Source organism: Nocardia mangyaensis, assembly GCF_001886715.1.
In the GTDB taxonomy this organism is placed as follows: domain Bacteria; phylum Actinomycetota; class Actinomycetes; order Mycobacteriales; family Mycobacteriaceae; genus Nocardia; species Nocardia mangyaensis.
Genome location: NZ_CP018082.1, coordinates 3,607,365 through 3,619,182, shown reverse-complemented (window position 1 = coordinate 3,619,182; position 11,818 = coordinate 3,607,365). Strand labels below are relative to the sequence as shown.

The 11,818-nt window shown below is 68.8% G+C and carries 15 protein-coding genes; 4 read left to right on the top strand and 11 right to left on the bottom strand.

Features of this window, described 5'->3' with window-relative positions:
• Window positions 1-49: 49 nt before the first annotated feature.
• The 5 genes from BOX37_RS34045 to mshC all read right to left on the bottom strand — a co-directional run bounded on the left by BOX37_RS34045 (window position 50) and on the right by mshC (window position 3,883).
• Entirely contained in the window at window positions 50-199 is a 150-nt protein-coding gene (locus BOX37_RS34045) for a hypothetical protein (RefSeq protein ID WP_156910428.1), read from the bottom strand.
• A 28-nt stretch (window positions 200-227) separates the two neighbouring features.
• A complete protein-coding gene (locus tag BOX37_RS16335) occupies window positions 228-1,013 on the bottom strand; it encodes a universal stress protein (protein WP_071928404.1) in 786 nt (261 codons plus the stop codon).
• 86 nt (window positions 1,014-1,099) lie between these two features.
• Complete coding sequence (locus BOX37_RS16330) at window positions 1,100-1,798, bottom strand: dienelactone hydrolase family protein (protein ID WP_071928403.1); 699 nt, start codon at window positions 1,796-1,798, stop codon at window positions 1,100-1,102.
• A gap of 77 nt (window positions 1,799-1,875) precedes the next feature.
• Complete coding sequence (locus BOX37_RS16325) at window positions 1,876-2,496, bottom strand: TetR/AcrR family transcriptional regulator (protein WP_071928402.1); 621 nt, start codon at window positions 2,494-2,496, stop codon at window positions 1,876-1,878.
• A 148-nt stretch (window positions 2,497-2,644) separates the two neighbouring features.
• The gene (gene mshC / locus BOX37_RS16320) at window positions 2,645-3,883 is read right to left on the bottom strand and encodes a cysteine--1-D-myo-inosityl 2-amino-2-deoxy-alpha-D-glucopyranoside ligase (protein WP_071928401.1); all 1,239 of its coding nucleotides are present in this window, start codon (window positions 3,881-3,883) and stop codon (window positions 2,645-2,647) included.
• A 295-nt stretch (window positions 3,884-4,178) separates the two neighbouring features.
• Here mshC and BOX37_RS16315 point away from each other — a divergent pair, with 295 nt between their 5' ends.
• Both BOX37_RS16315 and BOX37_RS16310 read left to right on the top strand, forming a co-directional pair.
• Window positions 4,179-4,604: a helix-turn-helix domain-containing protein gene (locus BOX37_RS16315; RefSeq protein ID WP_071928400.1), complete on the top strand. Its 426-nt coding sequence runs from the start codon at window positions 4,179-4,181 to the stop codon at window positions 4,602-4,604.
• Window positions 4,601-5,452 (top strand): alpha/beta fold hydrolase, encoded by an 852-nt coding sequence (locus tag BOX37_RS16310; protein WP_071928399.1) that lies wholly within the window; start codon window positions 4,601-4,603, stop codon window positions 5,450-5,452. Before BOX37_RS16315 ends, BOX37_RS16310 begins: the two co-directional genes overlap by 4 nt.
• A gap of 60 nt (window positions 5,453-5,512) precedes the next feature.
• Here BOX37_RS16310 and BOX37_RS16305 read toward each other — a convergent pair whose 3' ends face one another.
• Both BOX37_RS16305 and BOX37_RS16300 read right to left on the bottom strand, forming a co-directional pair.
• Window positions 5,513-5,782, bottom strand: a complete 270-nt coding sequence (locus tag BOX37_RS16305; RefSeq protein ID WP_071928398.1) for a hypothetical protein — start codon at window positions 5,780-5,782, stop codon at window positions 5,513-5,515.
• 175 nt (window positions 5,783-5,957) lie between these two features.
• Window positions 5,958-6,926 (bottom strand): helix-turn-helix transcriptional regulator, encoded by a 969-nt coding sequence (locus tag BOX37_RS16300; RefSeq protein ID WP_071928397.1) that lies wholly within the window; start codon window positions 6,924-6,926, stop codon window positions 5,958-5,960.
• 113 nt (window positions 6,927-7,039) lie between these two features.
• Between BOX37_RS16300 and BOX37_RS16295 the strand changes: the two genes are divergently transcribed.
• Window positions 7,040-7,435, top strand: coding sequence for a RidA family protein (locus BOX37_RS16295; RefSeq protein WP_071931568.1), 396 nt, complete (start codon window positions 7,040-7,042; stop codon window positions 7,433-7,435).
• A 36-nt stretch (window positions 7,436-7,471) separates the two neighbouring features.
• On the opposite strand, the gene BOX37_RS16290 is transcribed toward BOX37_RS16295, so the two are convergent.
• The 4 genes from BOX37_RS16290 to BOX37_RS16275 are packed head-to-tail and all read right to left on the bottom strand — an operon-like array spanning window position 7,472 to window position 10,602.
• The gene (locus BOX37_RS16290) at window positions 7,472-8,269 is read right to left on the bottom strand and encodes an SCO1664 family protein (RefSeq protein WP_071928396.1); all 798 of its coding nucleotides are present in this window, start codon (window positions 8,267-8,269) and stop codon (window positions 7,472-7,474) included.
• 4 nt (window positions 8,270-8,273) lie between these two features.
• Entirely contained in the window at window positions 8,274-8,861 is a 588-nt protein-coding gene (locus BOX37_RS16285; RefSeq protein WP_071928395.1) for a DUF3090 domain-containing protein, read from the bottom strand.
• Window positions 8,862-8,911: 50 nt separating this feature from the next.
• Complete coding sequence (locus BOX37_RS16280; RefSeq protein ID WP_071928394.1) at window positions 8,912-9,628, bottom strand: histidine phosphatase family protein; 717 nt, start codon at window positions 9,626-9,628, stop codon at window positions 8,912-8,914.
• Between the two features lie 32 nt (window positions 9,629-9,660).
• A complete protein-coding gene (locus tag BOX37_RS16275; RefSeq protein WP_206045896.1) occupies window positions 9,661-10,602 on the bottom strand; it encodes an undecaprenyl-diphosphate phosphatase in 942 nt (313 codons plus the stop codon).
• 227 nt (window positions 10,603-10,829) lie between these two features.
• Here BOX37_RS16275 and BOX37_RS16270 point away from each other — a divergent pair, with 227 nt between their 5' ends.
• A complete protein-coding gene (locus BOX37_RS16270) occupies window positions 10,830-11,807 on the top strand; it encodes an aldo/keto reductase (RefSeq protein ID WP_071928393.1) in 978 nt (325 codons plus the stop codon).
• Window positions 11,808-11,818 lie beyond the last annotated feature (11 nt).

Genomic DNA, 11,818 nt, shown 5'->3' with positions numbered 1-11,818 from the left:
ATCATAGGTGACCGATAGGCCCGTTTCGGGCATGTTCGACGGTTACCGGCTAAACCGGAGCAAACCTGGTATGAACGCCCAGGTACCAGGCGAAATGCTCTTCGGCGGCCCGGTAGAACCGGATCTGGTGCTCCGGGTTGGCGAAACCGTGGCCCTCCTCGGCGGGGACGAACCTGACCGGGGCCTGGCTCTTCGACACCCGATGCTCGGTTCGAGATTCCGGGCGGTCATGGGGTCGTGTTCACCAGCAGCAGGTTGGTGTCGATGTCGTGGGTGACCTTGTTGGCCACCGAGCCGAGCAGCCGGGCCGGGCCGCTCATTCCGCGATTGCCGATGACGACCATGTCGTACTTCCAGGCCGCGTTGCACAGGGCCTCGGCCGCGGGGACACCGGTCAAGACGTCACGGCCGAACAGCTCGGGGTCCTCGACCGCGGCGGCGCCTTCGACTTCGAGCAGCGTCTGTCCTCCCTCGTCGTCGGTCTTGGCGGCGGTCACCAGGAACGGACGCGCACCCATGGCCACGGCGACTTCGTAGCCGCGGCGCACCGCCAGGATCGAACTCGGTGATCCGTCGGTGGCCAGTCCGATGGTGGTCCAGCGTTTGGGGATCTTGTGGGTGAACAGCACATCGCTCGGACTGTGATGGGACACATGATTGGCCGTCGACCCGGTCAGCCGGGCCTTCGAGCTGCCCAGTCCGCGCCCACCGATCACCAACAGCGCGCCCGCCTGCTGCTCGACCACCTCCAGCAGCACCGTGCTCGCCGATCCGGGCAGCTCCAGTCGGGTCACCTGCGGCACTCCGGCCTCGACCAGGATCTCGGCGGCGGCCGCGGTGATCTCCGCAGCCGATTCGGGCCCGATCGCCGCTTTGCGCGAAGAGTCCTTCCACACCGTCAACGCCGTCACCGGGATCTCCCACCGCGCCGCCATCTCACCGGCCACCGCCAACGCGACCAGCGCGTCCTCGGAGCCATCGGTCCCCACCACGATGCGCTGGTAGAACCTCATGGGACGCTCTCCGATCAGACGATGAGCAGATCAGCTGCGAATGGGCACAGTATAAACGCCGCACACCGCGGGCAACCGGGACGCGATCACGCGGTGTCCGTGCGCAGGTGCCGGTCGAAGAACTCGAAGACGCGGCGCCAGGCATCCGCCGAGGCAGTCACGTCGTGGCCGAGCCCGATGCGTTCGAGCACCGCGTTCCCGGGAAACACATTGGCGAAGCCGTGCGTGGCGGGGTAGGTCTTGATGTCGTGTTCGACACCGTTGACGGTGAGCGCCTGTTCGAGTCTGATCGCACCGTCACGCAGGAACGGGTCCCGGGTGGCGTAGCTGGCAACCACCGGGCAGGCACCGGCGAGCAGGGCTTTGTAGTCGCCGTAGAGCGAGGCGTAGAAGGGCGCGGCGGCGGCGAAACCGGCGGGCGCGCTCAGCAGGGCGAAACCGCCGCCCATGCAGAAGCCGAGCACGGCGATGCGGCCGGTGCAGTCGGCCTCGGTGGCCAAGCGGTCACGGGCGGCCACGATCTCACCGACCGCCGGACCCGCGCCGGTGAACAACAGGGCACGGTAGATCTCTTTGATACACCGGGCACGACCACGGGTGAACAGATTCGGCGCGATCGCCAGATACCCGTTGGCGGCCAGATGCTCGAGTTGACCGCGCAGATCATCAGTGACGCCGAGGCCGTCGTGCACGACCACCACCCCCGGCCACGGACCCTGCCCCGACGGCCGCGACAACAGCACGTCGAGTTTCCCCGCCGGTGAGGCGATCTCGATACTGTCCATGGTCCGAAGGTAGGCCCTGCCCGGTGCGCGCGCAGCGATTCCCGGTCAACCGAGATCGTTCGGCTCCTGTCCGCCGGTCACAGGTTTCGCGACCAGCCGCCTGGGTGATGTCCTCCGACGAGCGGGCGGGCGAGGCGGGCGGTGAACGTTTCCTCGAGTTCGGCGAGGATCGCGTCGAGTGGGGCGGTGGAACGGTGCACGCGGCACAGGACCACGGCGCCCTCCATGGCCGCGACCGCGAGGGTGGCCAAGGGCTCGGCCCGCTCGCGGGGGATGTCCTCGGCGGTGAGGGTGGCGACCAGGCCCGCGTGCCAGCGGTCGAAGATCGCGGCCACCACTGGGCCCAGTTCGTCGTCGTCGGGGCCACCGCCCACGGCGACCGAGACGACCGGGCAGCCCGCGGTGAAATCGGAGGCGCGCAGCATCGCGGTCCAGAACTCGCCGAAGAAGCGCAGCGCGCCGAGCGCGCCGCGGCCGGCGGCGTCCTCGATGATGACGCCGATCGTGTCCCCGGCGCGGATCAGTGCCTCGCGCACGAGTTCGGCACGGCCGCCGGGAAAGTGATGATACACCGACCCGCGCGGGGTCTGACTGCGCGCCAGCACCGCGTCGACGGTGACGCTGCCGGCACCGCGTTCGCGCATCAGCTCCACGGCCGCGACGAGCATCCTCTCTCGGGTTCCCGAGCGCGCTCCCATGGCGGGCGATCCTCTCCTCGACGGCTATGCCATCGAGCATAGTGGGCGAGCTCGGTCCGATGGTCGCCGTGCCGACGGCACACCGCGCCGAGCGCCTCACCTCATCGCGCCGGCAGTGGCTACAGGTTGGCGCAGGTCGCCGGTGTTCTCAGAGCGTGATGCCGAGCAGCGCGTCGACGGCGGCGCGGACCAGGGCGGGCGCCTCGGTGTCGGTGCCGCCGTAGGCGATGGCCCGTTCGGCCCAGTTGTCGACGGCGTCGAGCGCCTTCGGGGTGTCCAGATCGTCGGCCAGGTGCTGGCGCAGCCGGGCGATCGTGGCCGTGGCGGCCGGGCCCCCGTCCAGGGAGACCGCTTCGCGCCAGCGGGCCAGACGGGTCTGCGCGGCGGCGAGCACTTCGTCGTCCCACATGCGGTCGCTGCGGTAGTGCCCGGCGAACAGGCCCGCGCGGATCGCAGCCGGGTCGACTCCGGAGCGACGCAGCTTCGACACCAGCACCAGATTGCCGCGCGACTTCGACATCTTCTCGCCGTCGAGGCCGATCAGCCCGGCGTGCACGTAGTGGCGGGCGAAGCGGCGCGCGCCGGTGATCGCCTCGGCGTGCGCGGCCGAGTACTCGTGGTGGGGGTAGATCAGGTCCGAGCCGCCGCCCTGGATGTCGAACTCGGTGCCGATGCGGTTGAGCGCGATCGCCGAACACTCGATGTGCCAGCCCGGACGACCCGCTCCGAACGGCGCCTGCCACGACGGCTCACCGTCGCGTTCGGCCCGCCACAGCAGTGCGTCGATGGTGTCGCGTTTCCCGGCCCGGTCGGGGTCGCCGCCGCGTTCGGCGAACAGCGCCTCCATCGTGGCGCGGTCGTAGCCGGACTCGTAGCCGAACTGCTCGGTGGCGTCGGTGCGGAAGTAGATGTCGGGGTATTCGGCGTCGTCGACGATGTAGGCGGCACCCGCGGCGAGCAGTTTCTGCACCAGCTCCACCACCTCTTCCACCGATTCGATGGCGCCGATGTAGTCGCGTGGAGGCAGTACCCGCAGCGCGGTCATGTCCTCGCGGAACAGCGCGACCTCGGAGTCGCCCAGATCGCGCCAGTCGACGCCGTCACGGGCGGCGCGTTCGAACAGCGGATCGTCGACATCGGTGACGTTCTGCACGTAGTGCACATCGTGGCCCGCGTCGCGCAACTGCCGGTTGACCAGGTCGAAGGCCAGGTAGGTGGCGGCGTGTCCGAGGTGGGTGGCGTCGTAGGGGGTGATGCCGCAGACATACATCTTCGCGGTCGCGCCAGGGGTGACCGGGCGGACCTGGCGATCGGCGGTGTCGTACAACCGCAACGGCGGCCCTGTTCCGGGGACGGTCGGTAGGGCGATATCGGACCAGGACTGCATGATTCGAGGGTAGAGCCCCCGTGCGGGCGCTCGGCCCGCGGCCCGGTCCAGACCTTGCCCGCGGTGCCGGCGCGCGGCTCGCCACCTGCGCACCACCGTGTCCCGACGACACCGTCAAGGCTTCGGCTCACACGGAACCCCTGGTCGTGGCTTTGTCGGCCGGATCGACCGCGTTCAGGGGTGGCGGGCCCGCGTGAGGTGGGCCCACCGCTTGTCCCGCGACCATTCTCACAGTTGAATACTCCTCAAACATCCCTATTGATCTATATGTGCACGTTCGTTTAGGGTTATTTGCATGACAGATCGCTTCTATTCGGTGGAGCAGGTCGCCGAACTGCTCGGACTGCACGTCCGCACGGTGCGCACCTATGTCCGCGACGGCAAACTGCCCGCGGCCCGCATCGGCAAGCAGTACCGGATCGCCCACGACGACCTCGAAGCGTTCACGGGCCTGCCGATCACGACCGCCACGGCAACCGGTGGCACACGGCATGCCGAGGCCTCCTGCATCGTCGAGATCGACAGCATCGACCGCGCCATGGCCGACCGGGTCACCACCCTGCTCACCGCGACGGCCACCACCCGCGGTCCCGGCGGACCGGCCCTGCGCGTGGAAACGAGCTACGACCCGGCGCGGGCGCGCCTGAAGGTCATCGTGCTCGGCGGCCTCGCCGACACCGCACGACTGCTCGACTACATGGACGGAGTCCTCACTTCATGACCACCCTCTACAAATCCGACGCCGGCCGACGCGCCATCGAAGAGCGCTACCGGGCACGTTTGGACGCCTGGCCGGTGCCGCGCGAGGAATTCCGCGTCCCCACCGCCGCAGGTGAGACATTCGTCCTCGCCTCCGGACCGGCCGACGCGCCACCGCTGGTGCTGCTGCACGGCTCGGGCGCCAATACCAGCACCTGGCGCGGCGATGTCACCGACTGGTCGGCGCACTACCGCGTCTACGCGGTGGACCTGCCCGGTGAACCCGGCTTCAGCGCGCCGACCCGGCTCGACCTGAGCACCGACGCGACAGCGAGCTGGCTCGACGAGGTCCTCGATCGCCTCGGACTCGACACCGTCGCACTCGTCGGGATGTCGCTGGGCGGATGGACAGCGCTCGACTTCGTGCTGCGCCGACCAGGGCGGGTCACGAGCCTGGTCCTGCTCTGCCCCGGCGGGCTCGGCAAACACCGGTACGGGTGGCTGGTGAAGGCGCTCGGGCTCCGGCTGCTCGGCAGGCACTCGGTCCGCGACGCGGCACGGGTCGGGCTCGGACTCGGCCCCGAGGACGCGGCAGCCGAGGAGATACTCGACGAGGTGGAATTGACGTTCACCCACTTCTCGCCCCGCCCGGGACGACTACCCCGATTCCGTCGCGAGCAACTCCAGGAGGTTGACATCCCGGTACTGATAATCGTCGGCGAGGACGACGCGCTGTTCGACTCCACCCGCACCGCCGAAATCGCCCGCGGTGGCTTCACGCGCGGCGAGGTGCGCCTACTGCCCGGTGCCGGCCATGCACTGGTCGGGCAGACAGTACCGGTTCGGGAGTTCTTGCAGGACAACGCTTGACACCCCGAACGAGAGGTGGTGTCGCCGCGCGTCGGGAGCGGCGACACCACACTCAACTGATCACTCCTTGGCGTAGCACTGCACGTTGAGGGTGTCGGCGTCGGCACCGAAGTGCGGCAGCGCGTAGTAGGCGGCACCGACCTGATCGGGGGCCTGCACGGTGACATCGGGCAGCGGCGCACCGGTGTTGCGGTCGGTCGCGGTGCACACGAAGGTCTTCTCCTTCCACCAACCGGCCGGGAACGCCTGCGCGGGCGCGGCGACAGCGGCGACCGCGCCGGTGAGCAGCAGCGCGGCGGCGGAGGTGGTGACGATCGAACGGGTCGACATAGGTTTTCCTCTGATCTAACGGTCGGGACGAAAGTGCTTGGAGCACATTAACACCGGCTCTGACCGGGAAAACAGAACAATCGGCGAACCCTGCGAAGACCGAGCGAACCCACCGTGTGCAGGCACGATCCGGCCCTCACCCCGCCGGCGGACACGAACACCGTGAGCGGTGCGCTCAGGCGCGGTAGCGGTCGGCGAGCGCGGCGGCACGGTCGTGCAAGGCGACGCGCAACTCCGGCGGGGACAGCGCTTCGGCGTCGGATCCGAGCTGCCACAACGCCCATTCGGCATGTCGTGAATCCTGGAAAGTCAGCTCCAAGCGCGACCAGCCATCCGCATCGGGTGCTTCCACGAGAACAGCCACCGCGGTGTTCAACACTTCCTCCCGCCGGGACGGATGCACCCGTACCAGCACCGCGATCTGATCGCCCCCGGCCCGGAACCGCGCGCTGCGTTCCCGCCAGATCCGGTCCAGATCCACCTGATTCGGACGCTGGGCGGGTTCGGGCAGTTCCGCCGCGGCCACAACCCGCGAAAGGCGATAGGTGCGGTCCACACCCGACCGGGTGGCCAGCAGATAAGCCCGGTCACGCACCGTCACCAGGCCGATCGGGTCCACCGTGCGCCACTGCGGCGGCTGATCGGCGGCCGCGTAATGAATACGCAGCTTGCGCCCAGCGAGCACCGCGCGCCGCACCGCGATCATCACCGCGCTCGACACCTCCTCGGTGACCGCCCGACGGGCCAGCAGATCGGTCTGCGGGTCGACGAGAAACCGTTGCGCCGCATCGCTGGTGCTCACCCGACGACTTTCCGGTAGCGCGTCGACCACCTTGCGCATGGCCGAAGCCAGCGCCGAACCGAGGCCGAACACCTGCTCACCACGCCCGGATCCGGCCGTCAGCAGGGCAAGGGCCTCGTCGTGATTGAGCCCGGTGAGCTCGGTCCGGAAACCAGGCAGCAGCGCGAAACCCCCGTGGCGACCACGTTCGGCGTACACCGGCACGCCCGCCGCCGACAGCGCCTCGATATCGCGCAGAACGGTGCGAGTCGACACCTCGAGCTCACGGGCCAACGTCTCCGCGGTCAGGCGACCGCGCTGACGTAGCAGCAGCACCAGCGAAACCAAGCGGTCGGCGCGCATCCGAGAACTCTATCGGAATACCTGACCGAGGATGTCGTGATTTGTGGGCAGGCTCGTCCACACCCGTCGACGACGGCGGCTACCGAAACGCAGCGAATGGAGCAGAAGTGACAATCGAACGAACCGCGGTCAACCCGGTGACATGGTCACAGGAGCTGGGATTCAACCAAGGCGAGATCGTCTCCGGACACACCCGCACCCTGTACTGCTCCGGGCAGACCGCCACCGACAAGGACGGAAAACCCGAACACGACGGGGACATGGCCGCGCAGCTGGGACTGAGTCTGGACAACCTCGAGGCCGTTCTCGGCGCGGCGCGGATGTCACTGGCGAACCTGGTCCGGCTCAACGTCTACACCACCGACGTCGACCTGCTGTTCCAGCACTACGGCGTGCTGGCCGCACGATTGGGCGCCGCCGGGGTGGCACCAACCACCACGATGCTCGGCGTGACGCGCCTGGCGCTACCCGGCCAGCTCATCGAGCTGGAAGGGACCGCCATCGGATGAGATGACCAGCCACCGACCGCTGAGGCCGGTGCCGACTCAGAACGCGGGCCAGGGAATCGGGCGCGCGGAGTTCGGCACCGGCATCACCGGGTCCTCGAGCAACGCCTTCGTGCGCTCGGTCAACGCGGTGACCTCGGCATCGGTGATGTGCACCGCCAGCGAATCCGCCACCGCACCGGACAGATTCGCGGCGAAGGTCATGATGTCGGTGAGCAGCGACTCGTGCACCGCGTGCCCGGCCCACCCCCACAGCACTGTCCGCAGTTTCGGCTCAGTGTGCAAGCAGATGCCGTGGTCGACCCCATACACCTGACCATCGACGCCTTCGAGCGCGTGCCCGCCCTTGCGATCGGCGTTGTTGAGCAACAGATCCAGCACCGCCATCCGCTGCAGGCGCGGATCGTCGGCATGGATGAGCGAGACCTCGTTGCCGTCACCATCGAGCGCGCGCAGCACCTCGCAGAACCCGGTCGGGACGGTGCCCGGCGTACACAGATCGACCAGGTCGTGCCGCTGCCTGGCATCGGTGTGATTGTCCACCGAGGTCACCCAGCGCTGCACCATGCCCGGCCCGAACGGCCCATCACGCAACACCGTCTCGGGGATCACACCCCAGCCGAGCTGCTCGGAGATCAGATAGGACGCCACCTCACGCCCGGCGAGCGTGCCATCGGGGAAATCCCACAGCGGCCGTTCCCCACGCACCGGCTTGTAGACCACCCGCAGCGGAGCACCATCGGGTTCGGGGGCGGCGATCTCACACACCAGCGTCAGATTGCTGGCGACACCCACCCGCCCGACGATCTCCAACTCGCCCTCGGTGATCACCGACACCCGGTCACTCCTCCTCGATCTCGGCCGCGCCGAAGATCTCGCCGCGCTTGTAGCCGTTGGTGCGCACACACATGTGCCCGCGCGCCGAGAGCGGCTCCCCACACAACGGACACGGCGGGCGCCCCGCCGCGATCACCCGCGCCGAACGCAACGCGAACTCCCGGGCCTGGATCGGGGTGAGAAACACCCGCACCGCATCGGGACCCTCGTCGGTGTCATCGAGCACCACCGACTCGTCGACCTCGGTCTCGGTGATCGCCAACAACTCGACCACCACGGCATTGGCGTCGGCGTCCCAGCCCAGACCCATGGTGCCGACCCGGAACTCGGTGTCTATGGGGGTGACCAGCGGCGCCACATCGTGCACGTCCTCACCCTCAGGCGGCACCTCGGCGTTGAAACGGCGCGCCACCTCGTCCAGCAGCAGGCCCATCCGGTCGGCGAGCACCTTCACCTGCTGCTTCTCCAGCAGCACGCTGACCACGCGCGGTTCCTGCACGGCCTGCAGGTAGAACGAACGATCGCCCGGCTCGCCGACGGTACCGGCGACGAAACGATCGGGGGTGCGGAATACATGGATTGCGCGTGACACATGCACCTCCTGATACGTGACCCTGATCGACACACACGAACACCCTCCCTCTAAGGGGAATCGCGGTGCCTCGCATTCCCATTATCCGCGCTCGCGGCCCCCGGCACCTCTCCACCAGGCGTCGACGACGTCGGTGCGGCGGCGGCCAAGGCGGACAGATCGGCGCCGGTGTCGTTGAACTTCCACACCGCCGGTCCGTGCCGGGTGTAGCGCACGACGCTGATCGAGGCCGGCTCCACCGCGATCCGCTGGAAGCCGTCCAGATGCAGGCCGAGCGCGTCGGCCAGGATCGACTTGATGACATCTCCGTGCGCGCACGCCAGCCACAACACATCGCGGCCCGCACGCTCGGACAGGCTCCGCTCGATATCGCGCACCGCGCCCACCGCACGCTGCTGCATCTGCGCGAGCCCTTCGCCACCGGGGAACACCGCACCGGAGGCGTGCCGCTGCACGACCTGCCACAGCGGTTCGGTGAGCAGTTCAGCGATCGGGCGCCCGGTCCAGTCACCGTAGTCGACCTCGATGAGCCGCTCGTCGCAGTCCGGTTCCAGCCCGAGCTTGTCGGCCAGCGGCGCCACCGTACGCTGACAGCGCAGCAGCGGTGAGCTGGCGATGTGCTCGATCGGCAGCGTCGCGAGCCGGTCGGCGACCGCGGCCGCCTGCTCGGTGCCGCGTTCGGTCAGCTCGACTCCGGGTGCGCGCCCCGCGAGGGTGCGCGCGGTATTGGAGGTGGACACTCCGTGCCGGAGCAGGATCACCGTCATGACACCAGCCTAGCCATCAGTGCTCACCGCGCTCAGGTCGCCGAGACGACGCCCGCGGCGAGCAGGCCCATCACGATCAGGCCGACGATGATCCGGTAACCGACGAACCAGTACAGCGAATGGTTGCTGACGAACTTGAGCAGCCAGGCCACCGAGGCATAGCCGACGACAAAGGCCACGACGGTGGCGACCAGCAACTGCATGCCACTCGCATTGAGCCCCTCACCGGCGGGTTCGAAGGCATCGGGCAAGCTGAACAGGCCCGACGCGGTGACCGCGGGAATGGCCAGCAGGAACGAGAAGCGCACCGCCGCCTCGCGCTGCAGACCCAGGAACAGACCAGCGGTCGAGGTCGCCCCCGAACGCGAGACGCCGGGAATCAGCGCCAGGCACTGGGCCAGACCCATGATCAACCCGTCGCGGGTGGTCAGCTTCTCGATCGGCCGGATCTTGCTGCCGTAGTACTCGCCGGCGGCGATGACCAGTGCGAACGCGATCAACATGAACGACACCAGCCACAGGTTGCGGGCCCCGGTCCGGATCTCGTCCTTGAACAGGAAACCCAGCACACCGATCGGGATGGTGGCGATGATCACGTACCAGCCGATGCGATAGTCCAGCTCACGCTGGGTGTCGCGTTCGTGGGCGTCGCGAGCGCTGCGATCCATCACCGGCAGTTTCGTGGTCACCCGGTCACCGACGGCGACCTCCCGCTGCGAACGTTCCCGCCACCGCATACCCAGCGTGGTGAACCAGGCGATGACGATGCGCCGGATGTCCTTGGCGAAGTACACCAGCACCGCGAGCTCGGTGCCGAGCTGGGTGACGGCGGTGAACGAGGCACCCGCGTCGTCACCGAAGAACACGCCCGAGACGATCCGCATGTGTCCGGAGGAGGAGATCGGCAGGAACTCGGTGAGCCCCTGCACCAGTCCGAGTATCAATGCCTGGAACCAGGTCATCGACTCGCCCACCGCGTCCTCCTGCTGCCTCACGCCCGAAAGACCGCGTCCTCCTGGGCTTTTGCCTCACCTGCGGCCGATACCGGCCGCGATCACGCAGCGACCCTACCCGCCGCCGCCCACAGCCGCCGCCCGCCACCATGCGATCGGATTCACACCGGTGCGCCCCCGGGTCGTCGGAGCAGGGCAGACAGGTGGGCCCATTAGGCTGTCGCCGTGACGAAAGCGCGGGCGCGGTGATGGAACAGCGGACGGTGGGACGCAGCGGCCTTCGGGTGTCGCGAATCGGCTTGGCGACCCATACCTGGGGGACTCATACCGACGCCGACGAGGCATCAGTGCAGTTGACAGCGTTCACCGAAGCCGGTGGCACGCTCGTCGACCTCTCCCCCGTCTACGGCGACGGCGCCGCACAGCGGATCCTCGCCGATCTGCTCGGCGACCTCGTCGCCCGTGACGATCTGGTACTCAGCGGCAGCGCGGGCGTCGTGCTGCACCCGCCCGGCGCCGGTGTCGGCGACAGCATGCCCGCCCCCGCGGCGACCGGCCCGGTGATCGACGCCTCGCGCCGAACCCTGCTCAAGCAACTCGACCGCAGCCTGCTCGAACTGGGCACCGACCACCTCGACATCTGGAGCATCGCCGCCTGGGACCCCTACACCCCGCTCGACGAGGTCGCCGCGACCCTCGAGACCGCGGTGCGCACCGGGCGGACCCGGTACGCGGGTGTGCGCGGCTTCGCGGCCTGGCAACTGGCCAGTCTCGCGGCGATCGCCCCGATCGCCGCGGCACAGAGCCCGTACTCGTTGCTCGCCCGTGGCACCGAGAACGATGTGATTCCCGCCGCTCGCCACCACGGCGTCGGCATCATCGCCTCGGCACCACTGGCCGGCGGCGTCCTCACCGGCAAGTACCGCGACGGGGTCCCCGCGGACTCGCGGGGCGCGGACGAGGCCACGGCGGCCGAGATCCGGCGCAGGCTCGACGACGACCGCGCGACCAGGGTGGTCGACGCGCTGGTGACCGCCGCCGACGGACTCGGCACCTCGCCACTGGCGGTCGCCCTCGCCTGGATTCGCGATCGACCGGGGATCGCGAGCATGATCGTCGGTGCCCGTGACATCGGTCAGCTCACCGGCGTGCTGGCCGCCGAGACCCTCGAGTTGCCGCGCGCGATCGCCGCGGCACTGGACGATGTGAGCGCCCGTTCCGAATGATGGCTAGCCTT

Coding starts and splice junctions, on each gene's coding strand:
- BOX37_RS16335 (WP_071928404.1), bottom strand. CDS start 1,013: ATGAGGTTCTACCAGCGCATCGTGGTGGGGACCGATGGCTCCGAGGAC.
- BOX37_RS16300 (WP_071928397.1), bottom strand. CDS start 6,926: ATGCGCGCCGACCGCTTGGTTTCGCTGGTGCTGCTGCTACGTCAGCGC.
- BOX37_RS16315 (WP_071928400.1), top strand. CDS start 4,179: ATGACAGATCGCTTCTATTCGGTGGAGCAGGTCGCCGAACTGCTCGGA.
- BOX37_RS16270 (WP_071928393.1), top strand. CDS start 10,830: ATGGAACAGCGGACGGTGGGACGCAGCGGCCTTCGGGTGTCGCGAATC.
- BOX37_RS16330 (WP_071928403.1), bottom strand. CDS start 1,798: ATGGACAGTATCGAGATCGCCTCACCGGCGGGGAAACTCGACGTGCTG.
- BOX37_RS16280 (WP_071928394.1), bottom strand. CDS start 9,628: ATGACGGTGATCCTGCTCCGGCACGGAGTGTCCACCTCCAATACCGCG.
- BOX37_RS16305 (WP_071928398.1), bottom strand. CDS start 5,782: ATGTCGACCCGTTCGATCGTCACCACCTCCGCCGCCGCGCTGCTGCTC.
- BOX37_RS16325 (WP_071928402.1), bottom strand. CDS start 2,496: ATGGGAGCGCGCTCGGGAACCCGAGAGAGGATGCTCGTCGCGGCCGTG.
- BOX37_RS16310 (WP_071928399.1), top strand. CDS start 4,601: ATGACCACCCTCTACAAATCCGACGCCGGCCGACGCGCCATCGAAGAG.
- mshC (WP_071928401.1), bottom strand. CDS start 3,883: ATGCAGTCCTGGTCCGATATCGCCCTACCGACCGTCCCCGGAACAGGG.